25 protein-coding genes are annotated in these 25,940 nt (G+C 37.6%); 13 read left to right on the plus strand and 12 right to left on the minus strand.

The features are described 5' to 3' along the window. Nucleotides 1-2: 2 nt before the first annotated feature. The 3 genes from tolA to pal all read left to right on the plus strand — a co-directional run bounded on the left by tolA (nt 3) and on the right by pal (nt 3,314). Nucleotides 3-1,349, plus strand: coding sequence for a cell envelope integrity protein TolA (gene tolA, locus EG365_RS03720; protein WP_001039143.1), 1,347 nt, complete (start codon nt 3-5; stop codon nt 1,347-1,349). 93 nt (nt 1,350-1,442) lie between these two features. Next, entirely contained in the window at nt 1,443-2,723 is a 1,281-nt protein-coding gene (gene tolB / locus EG365_RS03725) for a Tol-Pal system beta propeller repeat protein TolB (RefSeq protein WP_000858386.1), read from the plus strand. Between the two features lie 27 nt (nt 2,724-2,750). Beyond that, nucleotides 2,751-3,314: a peptidoglycan-associated lipoprotein Pal gene (pal, locus tag EG365_RS03730; protein ID WP_000836015.1), complete on the plus strand. Its 564-nt coding sequence runs from the start codon at nt 2,751-2,753 to the stop codon at nt 3,312-3,314. A 54-nt stretch (nt 3,315-3,368) separates the two neighbouring features. On the opposite strand, the gene EG365_RS03735 is transcribed toward pal, so the two are convergent. Then, entirely contained in the window at nt 3,369-3,557 is a 189-nt protein-coding gene (locus tag EG365_RS03735) for an NF038105 family protein (protein WP_000208542.1), read from the minus strand. A gap of 182 nt (nt 3,558-3,739) precedes the next feature. Here EG365_RS03735 and EG365_RS03740 point away from each other — a divergent pair, with 182 nt between their 5' ends. The 5 genes from EG365_RS03740 (at nt 3,740) to EG365_RS03760 (ending at nt 7,007) form a co-directional block, all read left to right on the plus strand. Then, nucleotides 3,740-4,711: a class 1 fructose-bisphosphatase gene (locus EG365_RS03740; protein WP_000067971.1), complete on the plus strand. Its 972-nt coding sequence runs from the start codon at nt 3,740-3,742 to the stop codon at nt 4,709-4,711. Nucleotides 4,712-4,767: 56 nt separating this feature from the next. Then, nucleotides 4,768-5,544, plus strand: coding sequence for a TrmH family RNA methyltransferase (locus EG365_RS03745; RefSeq protein WP_000268346.1), 777 nt, complete (start codon nt 4,768-4,770; stop codon nt 5,542-5,544). A gap of 159 nt (nt 5,545-5,703) precedes the next feature. Then, nucleotides 5,704-6,318 (plus strand): RNA polymerase sigma factor, encoded by a 615-nt coding sequence (locus EG365_RS03750; protein ID WP_000362312.1) that lies wholly within the window; start codon nt 5,704-5,706, stop codon nt 6,316-6,318. After that, the gene (locus EG365_RS03755; RefSeq protein ID WP_001015073.1) at nt 6,308-6,628 is read left to right on the plus strand and encodes a hypothetical protein; all 321 of its coding nucleotides are present in this window, start codon (nt 6,308-6,310) and stop codon (nt 6,626-6,628) included. The genes EG365_RS03750 and EG365_RS03755 overlap by 11 nt, the downstream gene beginning before the upstream one ends. Then, complete coding sequence (locus tag EG365_RS03760) at nt 6,618-7,007, plus strand: DUF3106 domain-containing protein (RefSeq protein ID WP_000225919.1); 390 nt, start codon at nt 6,618-6,620, stop codon at nt 7,005-7,007. Before EG365_RS03755 ends, EG365_RS03760 begins: the two co-directional genes overlap by 11 nt. Before the next feature lie 90 nt (nt 7,008-7,097). Here the strand turns inward: EG365_RS03760 and EG365_RS03765 are convergent, their stop codons facing one another. The 4 genes from EG365_RS03765 to cxpE form a co-directional block, all read right to left on the minus strand. Continuing rightward, complete coding sequence (locus EG365_RS03765) at nt 7,098-9,533, minus strand: CSLREA domain-containing protein (RefSeq protein ID WP_000800962.1); 2,436 nt, start codon at nt 9,531-9,533, stop codon at nt 7,098-7,100. Nucleotides 9,534-9,548: 15 nt separating this feature from the next. Continuing rightward, nucleotides 9,549-11,399, minus strand: a complete 1,851-nt coding sequence (gene rbtA, locus EG365_RS03770; RefSeq protein ID WP_000920012.1) for a rhombotarget A — start codon at nt 11,397-11,399, stop codon at nt 9,549-9,551. 316 nt (nt 11,400-11,715) lie between these two features. Beyond that, nucleotides 11,716-12,414 (minus strand): DnaA regulatory inactivator Hda, encoded by a 699-nt coding sequence (hda, locus tag EG365_RS03775; protein WP_001249535.1) that lies wholly within the window; start codon nt 12,412-12,414, stop codon nt 11,716-11,718. Nucleotides 12,415-12,434: 20 nt separating this feature from the next. Then, entirely contained in the window at nt 12,435-13,628 is a 1,194-nt protein-coding gene (gene cxpE / locus EG365_RS03780; RefSeq protein ID WP_001153980.1) for a chloramphenicol efflux transporter CxpE, read from the minus strand. 135 nt (nt 13,629-13,763) lie between these two features. Between cxpE and purM the strand changes: the two genes are divergently transcribed. Then, entirely contained in the window at nt 13,764-14,834 is a 1,071-nt protein-coding gene (purM, locus tag EG365_RS03785) for a phosphoribosylformylglycinamidine cyclo-ligase (RefSeq protein ID WP_000071984.1), read from the plus strand. Further along, on the plus strand, nt 14,831-15,460 hold the full coding sequence (purN, locus tag EG365_RS03790) for a phosphoribosylglycinamide formyltransferase (RefSeq protein WP_000975536.1): 630 nt from the start codon (nt 14,831-14,833) through the stop codon (nt 15,458-15,460). Before purM ends, purN begins: the two co-directional genes overlap by 4 nt. Before the next feature lie 63 nt (nt 15,461-15,523). Here purN and EG365_RS03795 read toward each other — a convergent pair whose 3' ends face one another. Then, nucleotides 15,524-16,333, minus strand: a complete 810-nt coding sequence (locus EG365_RS03795; protein ID WP_000114076.1) for an alpha/beta fold hydrolase — start codon at nt 16,331-16,333, stop codon at nt 15,524-15,526. Between the two features lie 18 nt (nt 16,334-16,351). Then, nucleotides 16,352-17,368 carry a signal peptide peptidase SppA gene (sppA, locus tag EG365_RS03800; protein ID WP_001286615.1) on the minus strand — a complete coding sequence of 339 codons (1,017 nt, stop codon included), beginning with the start codon at nt 17,366-17,368 and terminating at the stop codon, nt 16,352-16,354. Between the two features lie 136 nt (nt 17,369-17,504). Between sppA and EG365_RS03805 the strand changes: the two genes are divergently transcribed. Beyond that, the gene (locus EG365_RS03805; protein ID WP_001984639.1) at nt 17,505-18,488 is read left to right on the plus strand and encodes a lysophospholipid acyltransferase family protein; all 984 of its coding nucleotides are present in this window, start codon (nt 17,505-17,507) and stop codon (nt 18,486-18,488) included. Here the strand turns inward: EG365_RS03805 and EG365_RS03810 are convergent. From EG365_RS03810 to EG365_RS03830, 5 genes are all read right to left on the minus strand, one after another. Then, complete coding sequence (locus EG365_RS03810; protein ID WP_000472705.1) at nt 18,441-20,873, minus strand: DNA internalization-related competence protein ComEC/Rec2; 2,433 nt, start codon at nt 20,871-20,873, stop codon at nt 18,441-18,443. The genes EG365_RS03805 and EG365_RS03810 overlap by 48 nt on opposite strands. A gap of 85 nt (nt 20,874-20,958) precedes the next feature. Beyond that, on the minus strand, nt 20,959-21,645 hold the full coding sequence (lolD, locus tag EG365_RS03815; protein WP_000049403.1) for a lipoprotein-releasing ABC transporter ATP-binding protein LolD: 687 nt from the start codon (nt 21,643-21,645) through the stop codon (nt 20,959-20,961). Beyond that, nucleotides 21,638-22,873, minus strand: a complete 1,236-nt coding sequence (locus EG365_RS03820; protein ID WP_001984636.1) for a lipoprotein-releasing ABC transporter permease subunit — start codon at nt 22,871-22,873, stop codon at nt 21,638-21,640. The genes lolD and EG365_RS03820 overlap by 8 nt, the downstream gene beginning before the upstream one ends. Nucleotides 22,874-23,120: 247 nt before the next feature. Beyond that, nucleotides 23,121-24,029, minus strand: coding sequence for a DMT family transporter (locus EG365_RS03825; protein ID WP_001140078.1), 909 nt, complete (start codon nt 24,027-24,029; stop codon nt 23,121-23,123). 10 nt (nt 24,030-24,039) lie between these two features. Further along, on the minus strand, nt 24,040-24,525 hold the full coding sequence (locus EG365_RS03830) for a YaiI/YqxD family protein (RefSeq protein ID WP_001985538.1): 486 nt from the start codon (nt 24,523-24,525) through the stop codon (nt 24,040-24,042). Nucleotides 24,526-24,781: 256 nt separating this feature from the next. Here EG365_RS03830 and EG365_RS03835 point away from each other — a divergent pair, with 256 nt between their 5' ends. Next, complete coding sequence (locus EG365_RS03835; RefSeq protein WP_000795874.1) at nt 24,782-25,723, plus strand: hypothetical protein; 942 nt, start codon at nt 24,782-24,784, stop codon at nt 25,721-25,723. Between the two features lie 33 nt (nt 25,724-25,756). Beyond that, entirely contained in the window at nt 25,757-25,903 is a 147-nt protein-coding gene (locus EG365_RS19300; protein ID WP_000691794.1) for a hypothetical protein, read from the plus strand. Nucleotides 25,904-25,940 lie beyond the last annotated feature (37 nt).

Consider the following 25,940-nt stretch of genomic DNA (forward strand, 5'->3'; position numbering starts at 1 on the left):
CTATGAATAAAAATCAAAAGCCTCCTTTTAAACAAAATGCAATAGCATTGAGCTTCACCCTTGGAGTTCATGCAATTGCCATTGTTGGCTTGCTTTTTTTAGGCTTGAGTAAACCACCTGAACAACCAAAAAAGCTGACCACTGTTTTAGTTAAACCAGAAGATTTACCACCCCCTTTGGCAAAAGAAGTTGAGCAACCAACCGTAGCAGAAAATCAGGCTGAAGAAGTTCTAAGCCCGATTGTGGATGAAACTCTTCCTCAAAATCTTCCAGCTGCCCCTCCTCCTCCAACAGCACAACAACTTGCTGCTCAAAAGCAAAAAGCTGAGCAGGCACAACAAGCAAAATTAGCTGAGGAAAAGCGTAAAGCTGAAGAAGCTGCTAAAGCAAAGCAAGCTGCAGAGCAACAACGTTTAGAGGAAGCACAGAAGCAACAGGCCGAAGCTAAGCGTCAAGCGGAGGCTAAAGCGAGAGCTGAAGCTGAACAAAAACGAAAAGCCGAACAAAATGCAAAAGCTGAGGCGGATGCGAAAGCTAGACAAAAAGCAACTGAGGAAGCTAAACGTAAAGCGGAGACTGAAGCAAGACTAAAACGTGAAGCTCAAAAGGCTGAAAACGCTAAACTTCAAGCACAACAAGAAGCTAAACGAAAAGCCGAAGCAGATGCTAAAGCCAAACAACAAAAAGCTGCCGAAGACGCCAAACGTAAGGCTGAAGCAGATGCTAAGGCTAAGCAACAAGCAGCTGATAACGCTAAACGTAAAGCCGAGGCCGATGCGAAAGCTAAACAGCAAAAAGCAGCTGAAGATGCTAAACGTAAAGCTGAGGCTGATGCAAAAGCCAAGCAGCAAAAAGCAGCTGAAGATGCTAAGCGCAAAGCTGAGGCTGATGCGAAAGCTAAACAGCAAAAAGCGGCTGAAGACGCTAAACGCAAAGCTGAGGCTGATGCAAAAGCCAAACAACAAAAAGCAGCAGAAGATGCTAGACGTAAAGCCGAAATTGAGGCCGAAGAAAAAGCTGCATCTGCTAAAAAAGCTCAAGAAGAAGCTGCCCAGAAAAAAGGTGAAGCTAAAAAAATTGCATCTTCGGCTAAACGTGATTTTGAGCAGAAAATTCGTCGTGCTTGGGATGTTCCTACAGGAAGCAGTGGTAAAACTGTTAGCGTTAGATTTACCCTGTCTGACTCAGGTAGTGTTAGCTCGATTGTTATTACACGGTCAAGTGGAGATGATGCATTGGATGCAAGTATCAAAGCTGCAATTCAGGCGTCTGCTCCCTACCCAATGCCATCGGATCCTGATGCAAGACGAGAAGCGCGAAGCGTTACCTCTACTTTCAGAGCACAATAATTTTGTAAGAGTTACATGCTTTAAATAGTTTGAAGCATGTAACTATGCTACAAAATCACCAGTCACAAAAATACCTTCAATGACTTTAAACCTATGAAAACGAGCCGCAAACACCTTCTAGCCTTAACGCTACTTACAGCATTAAGTCCTCTTGCACCAACAGCTGCCTTTGCTCAATTACATTTAGAGATTGCAAAAGCACCTGATCAGGCGCCTAAAATCGCTATTGTGCCTTTTAATAACGACAATGGACTTTATCCTATTGTTGAAACTGACTTAAACCGCTCAGGACGTTTCACAAGTTCATCAAAAAATTTACCTGCGAATGCCGCTATTAACCAGATTCAAGCATCTGATTGGCAAGCTGCGGGTATTCCTTATGTTGTTACTGGACAAATTAAGCAAACAGCTGACGGGTTTGAAGTCCATTACCAACTTTATGATGTACAAAAACAGCAATATCTTCTGAATGAGTTGTTAAATGTTCCTGCTTCACGCATACGTCAAGCAGGACATATGGTAAGTGACGCTATTTATCAGGCCTTAACCGGAATTCCAGGCGATTTTAGTGGTCGTATCGCTTATGTATTACGTAATCCTGCCACTCCTGCTGAACGTTATACCTTACAAATCGCCGATACAGATGGTGAACAACCGAAAACTGTTCTCTCTTCACGTGACCCGATTTTGTCTCCGGCATGGACTCCTGACGCTAAAAAAATTGCTTATGTTTCTTTTGAAACTAAACGTCCAGCCATTTATTTACAAGATCTCTCTACTGGAACACGTGAAGTACTTACGAGTTTTAAAGGCTTAAATGGTGCACCAAGCTTTTCACCAGATGGCAAATCAATGCTATTTACAGCATCGATGAATGGTAACCCTGAAATTTATCAAATGGATTTATCAACTCGCCAAGTCAAACGCATGACAAATGACTCGGGAATTGATACTGAAGCGCGTTACACACCAGATGGAAAAGCTTTTATTTTTACATCTGACCGTGGAGGCTCTCCTCAAATTTATCGCTATGATTTTGGGAATGGCTCAGTAAAACGCTTAACATTTAAAGGGTCATTTAATGCTCGTGGCACTTTAAGTGCAGATGGTAAAAAAATTGCACTCGTGCATCGACCAAGTGGTAGTAACTATAAAGTTGCGATCCAAGATATTAATACAGGCATTGTCAATATTCTTACCCCAACCAGTTTAGATGAATCACCAAGTTTCTCACCAAATGGGCAAATGGTGGTTTATGCAACTCGTGAAGGGAACCGTGGTTTACTGTCTATCATGTCCACTGATGGTCGTTTCCGTATGAATTTACCGAGTGAACAAGGTGAAGTACGTGAACCAGCCTGGGCACCTAAATAACTTTTTATTCCATTGATGGAGATGATGATGAAATCAATTAAATATTTGGCCTTTCCTCTACTTAGTGCGGCACTTGTCATGACAGGTTGTGCAAGTCGTAAGCCAGCAACAACGGCAACTACAGGTACAACTAACCCAAGCACAGTAAATACGACAGGCTTAAGTGAAGATGCTGCATTAAATGCTCAAAATCTAGCAGGTGCTTCTTCAAAAGGTGTAACTGAGGCAAACAAGGCTGCCCTAGCGAAACGTGTCGTTCACTTCGATTATGACAGTAGTGATTTATCTACTGAAGATTACCAAACACTTCAGGCTCATGCTCAGTTCCTCATGGCAAATGCAAACTCAAAAGTTGCATTAACTGGTCATACAGACGAGCGCGGTACACGCGAATACAACATGGCCTTGGGTGAGCGCCGTGCAAAAGCAGTTCAGAATTATCTTATTACCAGTGGTGTAAATCCTCAGCAACTTGAAGCTGTAAGTTATGGTAAAGAAGCGCCTGTTAATCCTGGCCATGATGAATCAGCTTGGAAAGAAAACCGCCGCGTTGAAATTAACTATGAAGCGGTTCCTCCTCTATTAAAATAAAACATCCCCAAAAATAAACGCCCAAATATGGGCGTTTATTTTTACATTCTTACTTTAAGAAGATTTGTTTTGCTCTTCTTCTGAATGTTGCATTGACTCAATCAAATCATGCTTATTAAAAGCTTTATATTCAGGTTTTGCCTCATAATCTTTCCAAGCTTCCTGAACACTTTCTTTCGAAATTTCTTCTAAATTGATTGGTTCACCTGCTGTTGGGGTCGCATCAAACTTCTTAGTTGTCATTTCGATTCTCCTAAATCTACATTCCTTTGTTATGCAAACAACATACCACGTAAAATGGGGCTTGTAAGCATAAATGCAACACAAATAAAGTAAGATAATTTTTATTTTTCGGCATTCTCATCTAGAATATGCCACGTATTTATCTGACTCATTTTGATGCTTGCGCACAGGAGCGTTTTTTTATGTCCAACCTCACATTGTCCCAATTTTTACAACAAGAAAAAGGGAATCTTACACCTGAGTTGGCTCAAGTCATCGACACAATTGCTGCGACTTGTAAAACCATTGATCAAGCCTTACAAAAAGGTGCCTTGGCTGGAATTTTGGGTAGCGCAGGTAACGAAAATGTTCAAGGTGAAACACAGAAAAAACTTGATGTGATTTCTAATGACTATTTAATCGATGCTTTAAAAGTCCATCCTCACGTCGGTGGTCTTGCATCTGAAGAACTTGATGATTTTACACCAGCACAAGAAAACGGCGAATACTTGGTTCTATTTGATCCATTAGATGGTTCAAGCAACATTGATATCAACATGTGTGTCGGAACAATCTTCTCGATTCTTCCTGCCAAAAATGCGGTTACACAAGCACAAGATTTCATGCAGGCAGGTACTCAACAAGTTGCTGCTGGCTATGTGTTATATGGCCCATCAACTATGATGGCTTTAACAGTCGGAAACGGTGTAGCTTTCTTTACGTTAGATCCAGAAACTCAAACATTCTTACTTACTACAGAGAATGTTCAAGTATCAGCAGATACTCAAGAATTTGCTATTAATGCATCTAACCAACGCCATTGGGAACAACCAGTAAAACAATATATTGAAGAGTTACTTGCAGGTAAAACATCTGTACGTGAAAAAGACTTCAATATGCGTTGGGTCGCATGTATGGTGGGTGATGTTCACCGTATTTTATGTCGTGGCGGTATTTTCCTTTATCCATATGACTTGAAAGACCCGAAAAAAGCTGGTCGTTTACGTTTAATGTATGAAGCTAACCCAATGAGTATGCTCATTGAACAAGCAGGCGGCGCATCAACTACTGGCCGTGTACGCATTCTAGAGATTGAACCTACAGAACTTCATCAACGTGTTCCTGTGATTATCGGTTCTAAGAATGAAGTTGAACGTGTAACAAGCTATCATTAATAATTTAAATTACACAGGGCGTCATAGTATGATGACGCCCTTTTGGATATTCCCTTATGGCGGTTATTTTTTTAGAATCAAAAGACAATGCAAAAATTAAACATTTGCGTGGTTTAATTGAACTCAATAGCGCCCGAAAAAAGCATCAACAAACAGTTCTTGAAGGTACCCACCTTTGTCTAGCTTGGTTACAACAACAGAAAAAACTCTTTTCATTGTTTACGACTGAACAAGCCTTAGAACATCCCGATTTAAAGAAAATCATTGAACTTCACCAAGGTCATGTCTTTATTATTAGCGAAGTTTTATATAAAGACTTAAGTACTTTAGGTAATACTCTTCCTTGCTTGGCTATTATCGATTTACCGAAAACTGCATCAACCATTGACTATAGCGTAGATACGTTAATTCTAGAAAATGTACAAGATCCGGGTAACGTAGGTACATTGTTACGTTCAGCGGCAGCAGCAAATATAAAACAGATTATTTGCACACAAGGCTCTGCCTCACTTTGGTCTCCACGAGTTTTAAGAGCAGGTATGGGGGCACATTTTAGCCTGTCTTGTTTTGAAAACTTTCAATTAACCGATATTCTTCCTAAATTCGATATTCCTGTTTTCGTTACAAGCTCTCATCGCTCGACTAGTCTTTATTCAAAAGACCTTTCAAAACCATGTGTTTGGATTTTAGGCAATGAAGGACAAGGTGCAAGTGATTATGCTTTAGAACATGCACAATCAGTGACTATACCGCAGCCAGGTGGTCAAGAGTCATTAAATGTAGCCATTGCAGGATCAATTTGTTTTTTTGAAATGGTTCGCCAACGCCAATAAAACGTTAATTTATTTTACATCGCTCATATTTGTGAAAAAAATCATTTACACTACTAAAAAATAGCCGATTGTTGTCAACCTCCCACCTCTTTTCAACGTTATATAAGAGATATATTGAAGATAAGGTGGGTACGTCCAATGACAGGATTTTCCATCTCCATGGATTTAGCACCGAAAAAGTCTCGATCGGAAGCATCTAGTGCTCATGCCAGCACGGCTGAGCAACGCCTAAAGGTTTTCATGCAAGATGTTACTGGTCGTGCTTTAGTGATGATGGAAAGTGCTACCCAAGGACAACAAGGCATTGCTATGGACTTGGTTCAAGAAGCATTTATTGCTTTACACAAGTCTTACGCCGATCGAAGTACTGAAGAATGGTATCCCCTATTTTATACTATTCTAAATAATAAACTTCAGGATTGGCGCCGCAAAGAAGCACGTCGGGCAAACCCATTTTCATTCTTCAAGAAAGTTAGTCTAGACAATGATGATGAAGAAATCATTGATATTGTCGATGAAAAAGCAATCAATCCAGCAGATTTTCTAGATCAAGCAGTGACCATAGAAGAGATCCAGGAAGCGATTGCAAAACTACCTGTTCGTCAACAACAAGCTTTTATGTTACGTGCGTGGGAAGGTTTTGATACCCATACTACAGCGCAAATTATGAACTGTACCGAAGGTAGTGTAAAAACCCATTATCATCGAGCAATTCAGGGACTTAGAGAGTATTTAGCGCATTTAAATCCCATGGGAGGTTCCAATGAATCATGATGATTTCACTAAAAAGGTGACATCCAAACTCGATAGTTTGGCCCATCACCATAAAAATAAAACAGTGGTGATGAATCATGTGCTTGACCATATCCAACAAAAACCGGCCTCTTATTATAGTGTCTGGAAAATGACTGGTTTTGCACTTGCAGCAGCGATTACTGGTTTTGTTATTTTACCAAACTCAATAGATATGCTTGATAAGCCACAAAATCAAGTCGTTGTAAATCCTAAATTATCGCCACAAATGGTAGAAGATTTAGAAATGCTCATGGTGTTGGGTGAGGATAAAGTTCAACATGGTAGCTAAAAAGTTAGCACTTATCCTTTGTTCATTAAGTTTCTTGCAAACAAGTTTTGCAGGTTTCGAACGTTTCTGGATTTTTTCGAAAGATGCCAATACGCAAGTAGATGATACTTGGAATGCTCTATCTGAAGAAGAGCAACGAGCTGTAATTAAACGTTATCAAACCTTAAAGGAATTACCATCCAACCAAAGTGCTAACTTGCAACAACGTATGGATTGGTTTAACCAGCTTCCAGATGCAGAAAAGCAAAAAATGCGTGAAGCTTGGCAAAAAATGAGTACACAAGAACGCAATGATTTACGTCAACGGATGCTCAAAGCAAGTGCTGATGAAAGAACTGCTATACGTGAAGAATATATAAATAAATATTTAGAGCACTAAAAACCGTATTTAATATTTATCTTTTTTTGAAATTAAAAAGTTACTAACAAATAAAAAAGCCTCCTAGTGGAGGCTTTTTTATTTTTATCATCACTTACGATAACGTCTATAAGCAATTAAACTTAGTAGTGATGCGATAGAAAGAATTCCAATACTTCCACCCCCACCACCACGTGAATCATCAGTTGTAGTTGCTGTACTTACTAAGTTAATTGTTCCGGCCTTAGCTGAGATAGTTCCATCTGCATCATATACATAATATGTTAGTGTATCATTAAAGGTATTAAATACATTTTTCGCTTGAATATAGATATTGCCACCATAACATGTATTTTTACTATCTTTACCAGGGCATGGACCTTCGCGATCTGCTTTTACTACTGTAAAAATTCCATCTTTTGAGTTTTTACTTGGTAAATAAATTGGTAACTCTACACCTTTGTCATTTACCCAAAATGGAGGTTTATTCGGTTTAGTAACAAGCGTACCAACAGGACCATCACCATCATCATTTGCATATTTAAGTAAATTTAATGGGATAATTTCATTAGCTAAATATTTGAATGTTATCGTGCCATCCCCTGAAACAGGAGTTATATTTCCAAATTTCGCCTTAATTAGGCCACTACTAAGCTCTACACCTGTTTTAGTGGTAATTGTATATTTACAAAACTCATATGTCGTACTCGAAGTAATATCATCATCAACACGATAAAAAAGAATTTGCTGTACCGTAGGATTCCATTCGCATCTTTGATTTTTCTTAGTCTCAGTATCTGAAGTTAAATCTTCTACTTTCTGCCCCACACCTAATGGCTCTGCTTTAACACTATAATCCGTCGTATTAAAAAACTTTAATACATGATTTGAATCTTCAGTTGGTAGTGGAAAACCATAGTTTTTTAAATCAATATAAATAGCTCGATATTTTGTATTTATATGCGCGCTGTCATTCTTAAATTTATCAAGTAAATCCTTAAATTCAGCTAAACGGACTTTATAATAAACAATAAAATTTGATGGAGTTGTTGGATCTTTGAGCAAACTATCATATAAGTCGTAACTTTTTTGATAGGTTTCTAATAATGTTGTAAATGAAATATTACTTAAACCTTCTAGGTCACCTGCTGTAAGCTTCATTAATTCAACTGAACCAATATCACAACTATTTTTACTCTTTTCTAGAGTTTGATAATAGTACGTATTACTTACTAATCTCGATAATCCACGTTGGTCCTGAGTTTGGCATGTACCCTTATTTTCCAAATCAACATCAATTAAATCTGTCGCTGAAAAATTATTTTTAGGATAGTAAATTGGTAAAAAACCATTATTTTCATTAGCTTCTTTTAAAGGTTCTAATAAATTACTAAAAACTTCATTTTTTATATCAATATTCGTATTGCCTGTAGAAATTACTTCTGTCGGTATATCACATTTAGGAGTATTACCATTTAAGTTTAATGCATTAAATTTCAAATTTAGTCCAGTATCTTTTTCAGCCGCCGCTGCTCCTAATAAATATTTACATGCATAAGAACCTGTATTAAACGCTAATATATTAAAATTTAATTCTTTTGTACCTAATTTATCGTATAAAAATGTGGTGTATGCAGAGTTCTCAACGATTGTATTATTTTGCAATGTTAAACTACTAGATGAGCTTAACTTACTAGTTTGATTTTTTAATGGATCAGCATCTCCAGTAAATTTAATAATATTACCATTAGTAAGACTCGCTAAATTTTTAGCAATTGTATTATTAGTAAATTTCGCCGTAGGACTACCGCAAAAATCAAAAATACTTATAGAGTTTATTCCACCATTATCAATAAAACTATTTGAATCAAATGAAAAGATACGTCCACTGTATGAATTATTAAACATGCAACTCATTGCCAAAATACTACCTTCAGTCGAAGCCTTACCATTACCTTGAACTAATGAATGATTCATTGTTAAACTAGCAGTACTTCCGCCAAGATAAATTGCCCCGCCTTTAGAGGCTTGAGAGTTTAAGATCTGGCTATTTTTTAAAGTTACATCAGCACCAGCGTAAATTGCTCCACCTTGCTCAGCACTTTTACCATTTTCCAAAATGATATTGGTTAAAGTTAACGATTGTTGGTAAACAGCTGTATTAAAAATTCGTGATTTTCCACCAGCATTTATACGAGTTTGAAGAGGTTTTTGAGCAGGATAGTCATTAGTTAAAACTCCTTTACGCTCCCAATCTGTCGCCTCTTTTCCAATAATATTTAAAGCAATTTTAGGTGTTAACTCTTTATTTAAGGTATAGGTACCAGCATCAAGTTGAATTGTATAATTTTGATCAATTGCTGGAACCTCACACCCTCCATAAGATTTTCTCATTTCTGCAGCTGTAATAGCTTCACGTAAAGAACATGTATTCATGTTCTCATTATCTTCATCATTAAATGTTGTAACTTTTATAGTAGTTTGAGCCATTAAAGGCATTGCTGCGATAACAGTAAGTACTCCTAGTACTTTTTGATAGTTTTTCATAGTCCTCATCCCTGTTTATGACTTGAAACGGCGTAATGCAATTAATCCAAATAATCCTAAAATTAATCCACTACCGACGCTTCCTCCTCCACCCGTACTCACAGATTTATCTTCAATACCAGATACAGGTTCTTGGACTACAGTTGCAGGGATAGTGACATATTGAAACTCTATGCCATCATTAAAACGAGATACACTCGTAACAACTTGAATCCTAAAAATGTCCGCACCATGCCAATTTCCATTTGGCGTATAAACTACATTTCCATTCTGATCTAAAGTAATAACACCTTTAGAAGTTGGTGTATCAGTACTTTGTGTAACTTTAAGGCATCCAGGTTGCCATTCTTTACCATCAGGACGTTCACCGAATAAACGCTTACAGGTTGTAGGAGTGACCAGATCTGCTTCACTTAGAGAACTCAGAATACTAAATTTTGCAACTTGACCATATTTAATATCTTGGCCAACAGGAGCAATTTGGCTATCCAAAATATATTCAATCGCACCTAAATCACAAAGTTCATCATATCCACTACGATTTTTACCGCGTTGATCATATCTTTCACAACTTGCTAAACCAATTGAAGAACCATCACTATAAAGACGGCCTTTATTAATAATCAAAGAGTCAGATAAAGATTGATAACTTTCAAGTAAGCGTGGCCTAAAGAAACCTAGAAAACTATCTTTTGGCGTATTGTAAGGACACAACAACCCGGTTTGAGAGGTAATATCACATGCACCTTCATCGCTATCACCGGCAATTAATTTTTCATTAGCAGGATAAAGAATATTAGGGAGCTTCGATGTAGCATTACGATTACACTCTGCTGTAACCAAATTACTTTGTATAATTGCTTTATCAGTCGTACTTACCTGACAGTTAATAGTATTTCCTACTAATATACTATTTGAAACCGAAGCATTACCTTGAGGCGCATCAAGAAATAGTCCTTTATCATTTTTAATCATAGTAATGTTATTAACAAACATCCCATCCCGAACATTTGCAATAAAACCGCCTTTATTATGAAAAATTGTACTATTACTTATACCGATAGCCCGTGAAGTTAAATACCCTCCAGTACTTTCATCGGAAAACTTAGTCTGTGTATAAAATAAAGCATTATCTGCTGTTGTGACTTCATTATCACGTAAAACTGATTGAGTAATAAAATAAAGTGGCATTTCACTATATAAAATTCCACCTTGAGCCGCTTTATTATTTTGGATTAAATTATTGACAAGACTAACTGTACCTGCTGTATTTGTTGTGTTGGATAAATTACCTGCATTATAAATTGCACCTCCTCGGGTTGCATAACCATTTATCAAACGTGAATTTCGAATGGTTAATTGTTCATGGTTATAAATTAATCCTCCTTCTAATACGGTATTGTTAGACCCAGCTCCTTGTAAATTAAGATCGCTTAAAGAAACTGAAAAAGACGCTTTTTCAACGTTCCCATCATCAATTTTAAATAGCTGATCTTTACCGACCATTTTTATTGTCGCGTTATGAGAACCTGGTTGATCATCTAATAAAGTAGAATCGTTTTTTGCTGTACTAATTGTAAGGGGTGCCGTAATCGTTATTCTGCTATTTAACGTATATTCTTTATCGCGCTGTAAAATAATATTTGATGAAGCATCCTTATTTCCGCAGCCATGATAACCATTCACATATTTTTCAACGTCAGCTGCATTAGATGAACCACGATAATTCAAAAACTGTACTGCTTCTCGTAAAGTACAAACAGTATCATCTTTATCTTCATCCACTAAACTTGTGACTTCAATATCAGCAGAATAAGCGTGCCCAGCAGCAGCCAATAATGCAAAAGCAATGCTCCGTTTGAGCATACCCTTCTCCTTACCTATTTTTTTCATTTTTCTTTGTCAATATTGCAAAGTTTCCACTTGTGCAAACGCATCCTTTGTGCGTACTTTGTCACAGGAATCAGAATTTCTCAAGATGTTTTGATCGGTCTATAGCGTCATTTTCGATAGGGAACTTTCTAAATATTTGTACAATTAAAGATCTATTGATATATGAAAATTTTACTTATAAAAATTTAAAAGTATTTTTCAAGGTTAAAAGAATAAATAGCTCATGATTTTTATAGTAAGGAAAGTTTACTTAGGCTAATAAATTAAAAGTCCAGAAGCTAGAAAATTATTATTGTTGATATTCATCAATTAAAGCATAGATTTGTCTTAACGTTGCATTTGAAAGTTTAGTCTTCTCACCTTTAAGGAGTTTTTCTAATTGTGCTACGGTTTGCAATAGAATAGAAGCTTGATGAGGCCCATGTAAAAGTAAATAGTCTACAATCTGCTGATCAAAATGGATCCCACGTCTAGCCATTACAGAAGTGACTAAAGCATAGCGGTCAGCATATAAACTTCCGCTCGGCACTTTTACACTCACTGCTTGTGTAAGTCGCGATTGTAAATCTGGTAACTCTAGTTTTAATTCAATCGGTGCAACACGTGAAGAGAAAACAAGTTGTCCTTCATGGTTATTCATTAAATGAAAAACAGCTTTTTGCCAGTGAGGCACCCCACTAATTGACTCAATATCATCTAAAGCCACCAGATCATAGTGCTCTAAGCAAGTAATTGCCTCAATTGGAGCATCGAGAAGTTCAAGCAAAGAAACTTTAATTGCAGATTTACCGACCTCTAAATAAGAATCACAAATCGCTGAAAGCAAATGGCTCTTGCCTGTTCCTGCGCCACCATAGATATAAAATCTATTTACTAGACCCGCATGTAGTTGTCGCACTGCATCCACTACATGCCCCCAACCTGGTCCCGAAAAATCACTGATTCGGGCATCAAGTTGAGGTTCTATATCCAGTTGGAGTTGACGCATATAATGAATTGGCCTTGAAATTATTTCTGATCTGAAAGATTCGGGGTATCTGTATCTTGCTGTTTTTTAACTTCAAGATCAAGTTTAGTATTTTCAGTTTCTACATGAAGTTGCTCAATATTACCCTCTTGGATTAATAATGTAGAAGATGGAGCATAGAATGAACTCCGTTCGTAATTTTCTCTGAGGTGTTTTAAGAGCACCACAATGACAGCCGCCACAGGTAATGCAATTAACATTCCTAAAAAGCCAGCCAATTGAGCCCCAGCTAAAACAGCAAATACAACTGCAACAGGTGAAAGACCAATTTTATCACCGAGTAGGAATGGCTGCAGAATATAGCCCTCTACTGCCTGCCCAATCATAAAGACTACGCCAACAAGTAATAAGTGTGTCCAGTCCATTCCAAATTGGAACAAACTTGCAATAACCGCTGCAATAATCCCGACTGCAAATCCTAGATAAGGAATAATACTGGCAAGACCTGCCACCATACCAATAATTAGGCCTACCTCTAATCCAATTAATTGTAAGCCTACTGCATAAACTACACCGAGCAAAAGCATAACAAGGAACTGACCTTTAACAAATGCTCCTAACACGCTATGGCATTCACGGACGATTTGTAAGGTCGTAGCCTCATATGGCCGTGGAATGAGACGACGTAAGTTTTGTAACATACGGTCCCAGTCTAATAAGAAGTAAAAAGCAATAATTGGGATTAAAACAACTGTTCCACCAATTTGAATAAAATTAAGTCCTGATTGTGCAAGCTTTAATAAAACTGCTTGAATACTATCAGCACTGTAATTGGTCTGAACATAATCCATCACAGCTTTGGACATTTGATCGGTATCAATTTCCATTTGCTGGACATGGAAGGTCGAAGAAATCCATGGTAATAGCTCTGCATTAATCCAATGAATCCCTGCTGGAATACTGTCTCGAGCGTAAACAAGTTGTTTCCAGATCAGTGGAACCAGGTACCATAATGCAACGGTTAAAGTTACACCTATACCAATAAAAACAATACTAATTGCCAACCAGCGAGGTATCTTAATTTTTACTAGAACTTCGACTAGTGGACTAAATAAATAAGCCAGGAAAAAAGCACCAATAAATGGGATGACCACAGGCTTGAGCAAGTATAATACCCATACCAGCAATACAATACCTGCGAGTAAGAAAATACGGCGCAGTATACGATCTTGCATAAAATCTAGCCTTTTTTGATTTAATCGTTATAAATGGAAAAATATTTTTATTAAAGATAGCATTTTCGAGCATAAATAACATAAGAGTTTCGTATATTCAGGTTATAATCTGCCGCCAATGCGGAGACTTCATTTATGAGCAACTCAACTTCTACCCCAAATACCGGTTTAAGCTACAAAGATGCGGGTGTTGACATTGAAGCGGGCGACGCACTGGTCGATCGTATCAAGTCAGTCGCTAAACGTACAACTCGTCCAGAAGTAATGGGCGGACTTGGTGGCTTTGGTGCACTATGCAAAATTCCTAAAGGTTACGAAGAACCTGTTTTGGTTTCTGGAACTGACGGTGTAGGTACTAAATTACGTTTAGCACTTAACCTTAATCGTCATGACACAATCGGCCAAGATCTTGTCGCTATGTGTGTAAACGATCTTTTGGTTTGTGGTGCAGAACCACTATTCTTCCTCGACTATTATGCGACTGGTCACTTAAATGTCGATGTAGCTGCAAACGTAGTTACTGGTATCGGTAAAGGTTGTGAACTTGCAGGTTGCGCACTTGTAGGTGGTGAAACAGCTGAAATGCCTGGCATGTATGAAGGCGAAGATTACGATCTTGCTGGTTTTGCCGTAGGTGTAGTTGAGCAAAGCAAAATTATTGATGGCTCTAAAGTAAAATCTGGTGATGTACTTATTGGTGTTGCATCAAGCGGTGCTCACTCAAATGGTTATTCATTACTACGTAAAATCTTAGATGTTAAGAATGTAGACTTAACTCAAGTAATTGATGGTCGCCCTCTTGCAGATGTAGCAATGGAGCCAACACGTATTTATGTAAAACCAGTTCTAGAGCTTTGCAAACAAGTTGATGTACACGCGATGGCACACATCACTGGTGGCGGCTTACCAGGTAACTTACCACGTGTATTACCAAATGGTGCTCAAGCTGTAATTAATGAAGCTTCTTGGGAATGGCCAGAATTATTCAAACTTTTACAACGCGAAGGCAATGTAGAACGTTTTGAAATGTACCGTACCTTTAACTGTGGTGTAGGTATGGTCATTGCTGTTGATGCAAATGATGCAGAAAAAGCAATTGAAGTGCTTAATGCTCAAGGTGAAAAAGCTTGGAAAATCGGACATATCCAAGAAAATGCTGAATCAGTGGAAGGTGCAGACGAAAAAATTCGTGTGATCTTTGAATGATGAAAATTGCTGTTCTAGTCTCTGGGAACGGCAGCAACTTACAAGCCTTGATAGATGCAAATCTATCAGGGCAAATTGTAGGTGTACTGTCTAATAAAGCCGATGCTTATGCCCTAGAGCGTGCTCAAAATGCCAATATCGCGACAGCCGTAATCTCTCACAAAGACTTTCCTAGTCGTGAAGATTTTGATGAAGCTATGCATCAGCAACTTGTCGCATGGCAAGCTGACGTGGTTATTTTAGCTGGCTTTATGCGTATTTTAACTGCTGACTTTGTCAACAAATGGCAAGGTAAAATGCTTAATATCCATCCTTCATTATTACCTGCCTATAAAGGCGTTAATACACATCAACGTGTATTAAATACGGGGGATCGATTACATGGCTGTACCGTTCACTTTGTGACTTCTGAACTTGATGCTGGTCAAGCAATTGCTCAATCTGCCATTGAAGTAAAAGAACATGACAATGTTGCATCCTTGGCCGAACGTGTACATAAACTTGAGCATTTTATTTATCCTCAAGTTGCAGAGTGGTTATGTAATGGCCAGCTCACATGGAAAAATGGACAAGCCTATTTCCGCAATCAAATTCTTGAACACCCTATCCGTTTTGCATCTTGGTAAAAGTTTGCTTAACGTCAATTAAAAAAGGACATGCATGCATGTCCTTTTTTTGCGAAAGCTTTATTAGCGTGAATTACGGTGAATAAGTTCCTTAATATAATTCACTGTATCAATCGGATGCTCTAGAGGGAACATATGCCCTCCTTCAACTACACTAAATGGAATCCCCATTTTACGTTTTGCCATTTGAGGAAAACCTCTTTTTAAGAAGGCACTCTCTTTTCCTACAACTAAATGTACTGGCATTTTCGGTTTTGGCATAGGTAACCACCACCAAGAAGGGTTTTTACGGAAAATCGCAACTTCATCTTCACGGGAAATAGTTAACGTTACACCACCACGTACCGAGTCTTCTTTTAAAGCATAGTCAATGTATGCTTGAAAGCAATCTTCATCAAAGTCTTTATAAAAACCTTTTGGGCGTAACAATGCAGCTGCTTGCTCACGTGATTCCCAATGCTCGCGACGACGCGCAGATAAACCTGCTGGTGTCATATCATCAACTATTTTGGGTTTAAATAATTTTGCCATATGAAAAGCAAAAGAATATCTACCTAAAATAAGAGGCGGATCTAACATGATCACTTGTGAGAACAACTCAGGCCGTCTAAAAGAAGACATTAAAGTTAAAACTGAACCGAGTGAATGGCCCAGTCCAATCACTTTTCGCCCCTTCGCTTGACGTACAATACTATCAATTACCTGATCAACCAAAAAAGGCCAATGATTGGTAATCGGATAACGTTTGTCAGGTCCAATGAGTGGAACATAAATTACGTCATACTCATCTTTTAATTGATCAAACAATTTTTGATACACCATAGATGGCACGCCGTTGGCATGCGCAAAGTGTATAACCGGTTTTACTGACATACCGTTATCCTGCTTAAATTATTGTAGTTTTGCGTCCTGACTTGTTTGTAAGCGTTCAGCAACCGACTCACTTAAACCTTTCCCCATTTCTGATCCCATTCGCCCTAGAATGGATTGTAATGGGTTACGTTCAATCGTGTAGTCAACTTTATTATCAAGCTTCAGTTCACGCATCAAGCTTGTAATGTTACCTGAACGGTCAGCTACGCCTAACTGAATTGCTTGCTCGCCAGTCCAGAAAAGACCAGAGAAAATAGCAGGATCATTAGTTTTTAAGCGTTTCCCACGTCCTTCTTTAACTGCGTTAATAAAGTGAGTATGAACATTATCGAGTACAGATTGGATATGTTGTCTTTGTACAGGATTAATCGGTTTTGTCATACTTAAAATGTCTTTATTCGTCCCCGCTGTAAGAGTTCGATCTTCAATTCCTAGTTTTTGAGCTAAACCAGTAATGCCATAGTTTGGCATAATGACACCAATTGAACCTACCAAACTTGATGGATTCACAATAATTTCATCGGCAGCAGAAGCAATATAATAAGCACCCGAAGCACCCATATCGCCAATTACCGCATAGACTTTCTTGTCAGGATGCTCTTTTTTCAAATAGCGAATTTCCTGCCAGATTTCATCTGACTGAACAGGTGAACCGCCAGGAGAATTAATATTAAGGGCAATTGCTTTACTATTCGATGCCTCAAAAGCACGTTTAAGCGCTTTGTTTGTATCTTCACTATTCACAGCCTGATTGCTTGAAGCATCAATAGTTCCAATAATATCAACTACTGCAAGGTGAGCACTGCTACTACTTGCTGTAGAGCCATCTTTAGTGGTCGAACAGCCTTTGCCCATTAAGACGATAATGAACAATAGATAAATAAAAGTAAGTGTTTTAAAGAATATACCCCAGCGACGACTACGGCGTTGTTCTTCTACAGAAGCCAGTACAGCTTTCTCAAGGATTTGCCATTCCGGTCCGTTCTGTTTAGGGGTTATAGGTTCATTTTGTGGTTTTGGTGGCCAATCGGACATAAAATTCCAATCCAAATCAATCGAAATGATGTCATTATATACGTTGATTTGATAAAAACTGTCTAAATAATATGATTTCATTTATAATATTTTTGTCTTTTTTTACTTGTTGTTTCTTCCTTACTTACTGCTATAGATGACTAGACCAGATTCAAAAAGCATGAACTATCAATTACTCAAAACATTTAGCCGCCAACCCATTCAATTTGGGCGTTTTCTTGCTCGTCTGTTAGCAGGACTTGTAAATACTCTAAAAATTACTAGAACATCAAAAAGTATTGAGCTTAACTTAAGAATTGCGCTTCCGTATTTAACACCTCAGCAGCGTATAGCGATTACAGAAAAAGCTGTAAGAAACGAATTAACTTCATATTTTGAGTTTTTAAGTATTTGGGGCTCATCAAATAGTAAAAATATCTCACGCATTCACCGTATTGAAGGTGAACATTTTTTTCATGAAGCATTGGCTGCAAAAAAAGGTGTAGTTCTTATTGTTCCACATTTTGGTACGTGGGAAGTCATGAATGCATGGTGTGCTCAATTCACATCAATGACCATTTTATATAAACCCGTTAAAAATGCTGATGCAGACCGTTTTGTGCGAGAAGCCCGTAGCCGTGAACAAGCGAATCTCGTCCCTACCGATGAAAGCGGTGTAAGACAAATTTTTAAAGCATTAAAGCAAGGTGAAACGACAGTAATTTTGCCGGATCATACCCCTAATGTGGGTGGAGATATGGTGAACTATTTTGGCGTTCCACTTGCTTCAAGTAATTTAAGTGCAAAACTCATCCAGAAAACTAAAGCAAAAGCTCTGTTTCTTTATGCAATCCGTAATGAAAACGATGGCTTTACCATGCATATCGAGCCAATGGATGAGAAAATCTATGAAGGCACTGCGGACGATGGAACGTATGTCATCCATCAAGCGATTGAGCAACTCATTTATCAATATCCAGAACACTATCACTGGAGCTATAAACGTTTTAAAGCGAACCCTGCTTTAGACAATATCTATAATATCGATCCGACAGAAGCACTTAAAATTGTAGATAGGCTCAAAGCAGAAGCTTTAAAAACCTCTACTCAACCAGAGCCTATCCAAACGTCGGTCATGTAAAACTATTTTGTGATTTTCCAACACAAAACTTAAGGTCCCTTGTTCCACAGTGCTTTTTAGCGGAATATGTAGAGCTTTTAAACGTGCTATAACTTGTTGGCTAGGATGGCCATAACGGTTATCAAACCCTGCCGATGCAATGGCCAGTTTAGGTTTTAAGGTCGCCAAGAAATCATAAGCCGAACTGTGCTTACTTCCATGATGCCCTAGCACCAACACATCTATCTTCAAGTTAGGATAATCTTTTAATAACTCGTATTCGGCTTCCCATCCTGCATCGCCCATAATAAGAAAATTTTGGTAACCACCAACTTTTTTAAATTGAAGATATACAACACAAGAATATTGATTCTGGTTAGAAGCAACAAAAGCCAGATCTTTTTCTTTAGGCCATAAAATTTGAATATCTAACTCAGGATAATGCCATTGTTGCCCTTGATGGCAATATTGGAATGGTTGCTTTAAATCATTTGGTAATTGTTCATTCGAAATAAGCTGCTTTACAGGAATCTCTTGTTGAATAAGAGGAAACGCGCCACTATGGTCTTGATCAAGATGGGATAGCACAACATGATCTAATTGTCTTACGCCTTGCTGACGTAGAAAAGGCACTACAACATTTTGTCCAATACTAAATATTTTTTCATCGTAAGAACCGCCTGTATCAATTAACCAGTTTTGTTCGGAATGTTGTAAAAAAATGGCTTGCCCCTGTCCAACATCTAAAATATTAAGCTGAATTTGTTGACTCGTTTTGTTCATAATAACTAAGGGTAAACAACATAATATCCCCCAAGTTTTGGGCAGAATTCCTTTAGGTAAAAATAAAATAATTATGGCAAAACTAATCGCTAATAAAGACAGTGGCGTCAAGCTTATACCTTGTAATGGTAAAGAGAGTTTTTCTAATAAGCCCAAACAACTCAGCAATATGCTGAGCAACATATCATTGAAATGAAAAAGCATATTTCCAAACGGTTTTACTATAAACCATGCGCAAGCAGCCATGATGTTTAAAGGGACAATAACACCACCAACAATAGGCACGGCAATAATATTGGTTAATGGAGCAACCCAAGAAATTTGTTGAAAGAAAAGTAAGGTTAAGGGACTCAATGCAATAAATATTTTGCCTTGAGACTCAATTAACACCTTACCCATAAAAATCATTTTTGAGCTCAGACTTAAAAACTGTTGCTCAGGTAGCTGCGCTATAGTTTGGTAAATTCTTAATAAAATAAAGCATGCCCCATAAGACAGCCAAAAACCTGCAGAAAGCACACTAAACGGGTCAATTAGCAACAGTAGACTTGCGCTATATACGAGTAATGTAAAAGGTTTAATAGGTTGTTTTAATAATAGAAATCCAATAAATATAAATGCTGATAATAATGTTCGTAGTGCAGGAATTTCGAAACCTACAAATGCAGTATAAATTAAAACACCAAGGCAGCATGGTACAGCCATCAAAACCTGTTTCGGTTTCCATAAGTAAATTTGAGGATAATAACGACTGATAAATTGATGACATGCCCAAGATAACATAATGGCAAAAATGAGCACATGTGGGCCTGAGATCGCCAATAAATGACTAATTCCTAATTGTTTGAACTGTAGTTGAGTTTCATCTGATAAAAGGCTTTCATCACCTGTCAGCAAAGCTAAAATTAAACCCTTTTGCTGTAGAGATGAGCTGTTTAATATTTGCCTAAAAGTTAAGCGAAGTTTTTCTATATTTAAACGAAAACTATTGGAAAAAGACTGTTGTTCTTTTAAATGTTGCTGATAGCCCAATCGATAGATTTCATCGAGACTTAAAGGCTCAATATATCTCACATTAAAACCAGACATAATATTTCGCTGAATAAACCATTTTTCCTGATCAAAAGCTCCTGGGGTGGCATAACTATGCGCAGGTCTTGTTTTTCCAGATATTCGATAATAGTGACCTAATTCAAGATTCTGATTATTCTTTAATAAATTTTGATTATTACTTTTTAAATATAGCAACCAATTCACCGGTTCTTTAGAAAAATTTAGAACTTGTGCAGTTTGTTGAACCTTATTATCTTTTTCTTCACTTAAACGGTTTATATAAACAATAATGTCGAGATTTCGGGTATCCGTTTCTCTTTGTTCTAATCGTTCAATCAGTGCTTTTTCAGCATAGTGGTAACCAACCATAAAAAGACTTGTTGTACATAATAAGCAAAACACTGCCTTTAAAAATGGTCGATCAACGAACATTGGTCGTTTATAAAGATAAAAAATAAAGGCAAGTAACAGTAGAGCCTCGCCCACTTTTTCATATTGCATGATTAAAGGGAAATCTATTCCCATCAATGCAATACCGCCAATCCACCCCAATAGAATAATCTTAAACATTTAAAAATCTAGTCATTATCATTTTAGGGGCAAAATTAAAGCCCAACTCAGTGGGCTTTAACAATGTGATTTAATGACAATTTTTTTAAGAACCGTTTACCCACAGCCCATCTTCCATATGCAAGATTGAATCTGCTGCCTGAGCTAATTGCTCATCATGGGTCACAATTAACATTGCCATGTTTAGTTCTTTCTTAAGATCGGTGAGCAACTCAAAAATACCTACTGCGGTTTTACGATCTAGGTTACCCGTAGGCTCATCAGCTAGTACTACCGCAGGCTTAGTCACTAATGCACGAGCAAGTGCAACACGTTGACGCTCACCACCTGAAAGTTCACCTGGTTTATGGTCCATACGATGAGATAGCCCAACTCGATCTAGCAAATATTCAGCCTGTGCCTTTACCGACTTATATTGACTGTCTGCTCGAAGCATTAAAGGCATAGCTACATTTTCAAGAGCAGTAAATTCAGGTAATAAATGGTGGAACTGGTAAACAAAACCTAAGAATTGGTTACGTTGAAAGCCACGTTCCGCTTCACCTAAATTATCAAAGTGCTGACCATTCAAAAATACCTGTCCTTTAGTCGGCTGATCTAAGCCACCAAGTACATGCAACAAAGTACTTTTACCTGAACCACTTGCTCCGACAATAGATACAAACTGCCCTGCTTCCACTTGTAAAGAGAGACCTTTAATGACTTCAACCTTAGATTTACCGTCATCAAAATGTTTATAAATATCTTTTGCTTCTAAAACGACTTTACTCATAACGCAATGCCTCGGCAGGTTGAACTTTGGCTGCACGAAGCGCCGGATAAATAGTTGCCAAGAAACTTAAGAGTAAAGAAACAATCACAATAATTGTCACGTCTTGCCATCTTAAGTAAGAAGGTAAGTAATGTACAAAATAGGCATCGAACAGATTAAGCCCGAGAACATTATTAAACCAAGAAATAATATCGCTGATCGTAAGTGCCAGAATTACCCCTAAAACCGTACCCGCAACTGTACCGATCACACCAATAACCGTACCTTGCACCATAAAGATTTTAGTAATCATAGATGGCGATGCACCTAAAGTACGTAAAATTGCAATGTCTGATTTTTTGTCAGTCACGACCATAACCAAAGACGAAACAATGTTAAATGCAGCAACTACAATAATTAGTACAAGCAATAAACCAACTAATGTTTTTTCCATTTGGATGGCATTAAATAAGTTGCCATGTGTATAAGTCCAGTTGGTTGCGTAGAAATTGCTTGGCAAATTTTTCACAATGTCATCGGCAACTTGAGGAGCGGCAAAAATGTCATCTAATTTTAGACGAACGCCTTGAGCGCCATCAGGTAAACGCAATAAGGTTGAAGCATCATATAAAGCAATGTATCCAACCATCGAGTCAACTTCAGCACCTACACTGAAAATACCCACCACTTTAAAGCGTTTAAAACGAGGTACAACACCAGCTGGAGATGGAGTCGCTTCAGGTAAAACCAATGTCACGCTATCGTTTAAACGTAAGCCAAGCGAATCGGCCATGTCTTTACCAAGTACGATACCGAATTCACCTTTTTTAAGTGAGTCTAGACTACCGGCAACAATATGGTTTTGAATGATAGAGACATTCTTTTCATATTTAGGGTCAATACCCGTCACCATAATACCTGCCACTTGCCCTTGAGCAGTTAACATACCTTGCAATTGGGTAAAAGGTGCAACTCCTGTCACGTGGGGATGATTTTCAACTCGTTTAACCAGTTCAGGCCAATCCGTAAGGATTTGCGTCGATGAAACTGTCGCTTGCGGTACCATTCCCAAAACACGATTTTTTAATTCGCGGTCGAAACCGTTCATTACAGAAAGTACCGTAATTAGTACAGCGACACCAAGTGTCAAACCGACCATCGAAACCAATGCAATAAAAGAAATAAAATGATTACTGCGTCGAGCGCGAGTATATCTCAACCCTATATACAGTGAGATTGGTTTAAACATACCTTCTAAATCCAAGGTCATTGATGGAAAAAGAGAAGTGTTCATTCACACTTCTTATTTAGCCATATCGTTAGATGCTGTATTAAGGCTTAAAAATCAGTAAGTTCTGATCTATCCTTAACAATCCTAATATTATATTGCTGGGCTATTTTCTACTACTTAAGATATGAGATCAATTTGATCATGCATTTAGCTACGAATTAGAACAATTTAATGAATAAGCTCAACAAATTACCCTCATCTTCTCCTACTTAGACTTAATATGTTGAGCAAAATTACGATTTGCTTGAATGTCTTTATAAAAATATAGAAATAGACCAAATAAGATAATGAAAGCTCCCACGAAAACCATAATCGACAATTGTTCATGATTTAAAACAGCTCCAATGATCATTGCTAGCATTGGTGTAATGACTGTCGTTAACGATAAAGTGGTCGGTTTTATATTCTGAACAAGTTTGAAATAACAGAACATAGCCACAAGTGAAGCCATCAGAACTGTATAAATTAATGCAAATAAAGATTTAGCTTGTGGTAAATGAGTCGGTGCATATTGCCAAATAAATGGAATAAGGCAGCTTGCCAAAATTGAAGAAACCAAGATCGAACCAGTCGCCTGAGCCATTGGCTGAATTTTGGCATTCACTTTCTTTACCCAAAATATAGAAAATGAATAAACAAAAACGCTGACCAACATTAAGACAATGCCAAATGGATGCACATGTTGATTTGAACCATTTAAACAAATGATCGCTAGTCCACAAACAGCAACAGCCATACCTAGCCACTGCAATTTAAAAAGATGCTGACCAAAAGCAAAACGTCCAATCAACCCAGCCATAATGGGCGCTAGACCAAACATCAAGGCAATCATGCCAGAACTTAAATATTGGGTCGCAGCATAGGTAAAAATTTGCGAGCCGATTAAACTAAAAGACCCTGCAAAATAACTATGTAAAGCTTGCTTATGAGTTGGAAAAGAAGTTTTTAGAACAAGTAAAACAATAACCGACAGAGGCAAAGCTATATAAAACCGTAACAGTAAAGCCCACATGACATGTAAGTCAGATACGCTCCATACAATGGCTAAAGGTGTCGTTGCCCAGATAAATACAAGCAAGACATAAGTTGAAGCCAAGTTGGTTTGGGATGGCATAAGAGACTCACTAAGCAGTTTTACGTTTTTGCTTTAAAATTGTTTGGTCTAGTGCACTAGAAAATTCGCGCTTATCACGTTCTGAAATAGGTGGTGGACCACCCGTCTGTACACCAGCGCCGCGCAACGTATCCATAAAATCACGTAAGTGCAAACGTGCTTTTACGTTCGCTGTGGTATACACCTCACCACGTGGGTGAATCGCAATACCACCTTTCTCAATAACTTGAGCTGCGAGTGGAATATCTTGCGTAATGACAATGTCATTTTCAGACATACGATTCACAATTTCCTGATCGGCTTGATCGGCTCCACTTAAAACTTGCAGAGATTTAATACGCACTGAAGGGGTAATACCGACATTTTGATTGGCTACAAAAATCACTTCTAATTGATAACGATCCGAAGCTCTTAAAATGACTTCACGCAAAATTTTAGGTAATGCATCTGCGTCTACCCACAACTTGAATGGCAGCACGTTATTCTCTATTTCCACTAAAAATATAAGTCTAACAGATGCATTTTATTAGAGAATAGCGCTAAATATAAAACTTGTTTTTTAAATTTAATTTGAACAATACGTTAATGATTATTTATATGTACTCTTAACAGCACATGTTTTGCTAGGTGGAGAACTTTTTAATAACTAAATACGTGCTTTTACAAGAGAATTTACATATGTTGACTTGAAAAATAGCAATTACCCTCGATTTAATATATCAAGTGAGATAAACCCAACATCAATCGTACCTATGAAAAATCAAAACAGTCCAGAAGTTATTACGGTAAACGACCAAAATTTTGGTAGTCATGGAGAGCATTGGAATCTACTGACTTCCCATCCAGAGACAGATGTACCAAAATGGCTTGGACTAGCGCTTGATGCTCCTGTAATGCCAATGGGTTTATGCCAAAATGAAGACGAAATGGATCAATCTTTTTGGCTCATTCAAGGTCCACAAGGTCAGAAGGTCACCATTAATCAAATTATTGCAGTTGAAAATCAAAAACCTCGTGCTTTAAAAACTGCCTTCCCTAGTTTTGATAGTCCCTATCAATATAATGCCCAAATTGAGCGCATCATTACTTGTGACTCTGCTACTCAAGCAGTATTAAGTTTAAAACTAAATAAAAGTACAACGATTTATGCATTTGATAATTTATTTAGCGTTAATCGTTGCCAATATGACAAAACCCAAACTTATCAAGTCCAATTTAATGCATGGGCCTATGAATTAGAATCAGTGCCTGCGGGAGAAACAATTGTCGTAGATGATCCAGCGTCAATTAAACATCACCGTGCATTAAATGCGATTTTAACTGAACATAATGGAATTGCACCCGAAAACCTACAAGAACTGATTAATGAATGGCAACCAAAAACTAAAGAAGATCAAGAACCTGTAACGGTTGATTTTTCTAAAATGGTTGCATATTTATATGGAGAAAATCTTGGTCAAGAAGATGAAGCTTGGTTCCAAGGTAATATTGTCGGTAAAACTTCAATGTCATTTATGGGTGCAGAATATACCCTTTATGATGTCACTTTAGTTTTAGAAGACAACCTTCCTGCCATATTAGTGCGCATTGCTACAAAAAATGATTTGTACAAAAACTTTAATATTGGCGAATATATTCGTGGCAATATCTGGATTCAGGCGAATATTTATGCTAAAAATAGTGAAACTAATTGAATTTCACTAATATTTTAAAAATTAGGCTATTGAATGAAGATTATACCTGAACAAACCACCAGCCTCATTCAAACTAGTAACCCACGTATAAGGGTCGATACTGGTGCGTTTTGCTTTTTCGTTTTGGGTATGTTCTTAGCCGCAATTATGATACATCAATTTGGTTTTATGCCTTTTTAATTGATCATTTATATAAAAATAAAGCCCTCTTTTTGAG

It is taken from the genome of Acinetobacter sp. FDAARGOS_494 (assembly GCF_003812225.1).
Lineage (GTDB): Bacteria > Pseudomonadota > Gammaproteobacteria > Pseudomonadales > Moraxellaceae > Acinetobacter > Acinetobacter baumannii.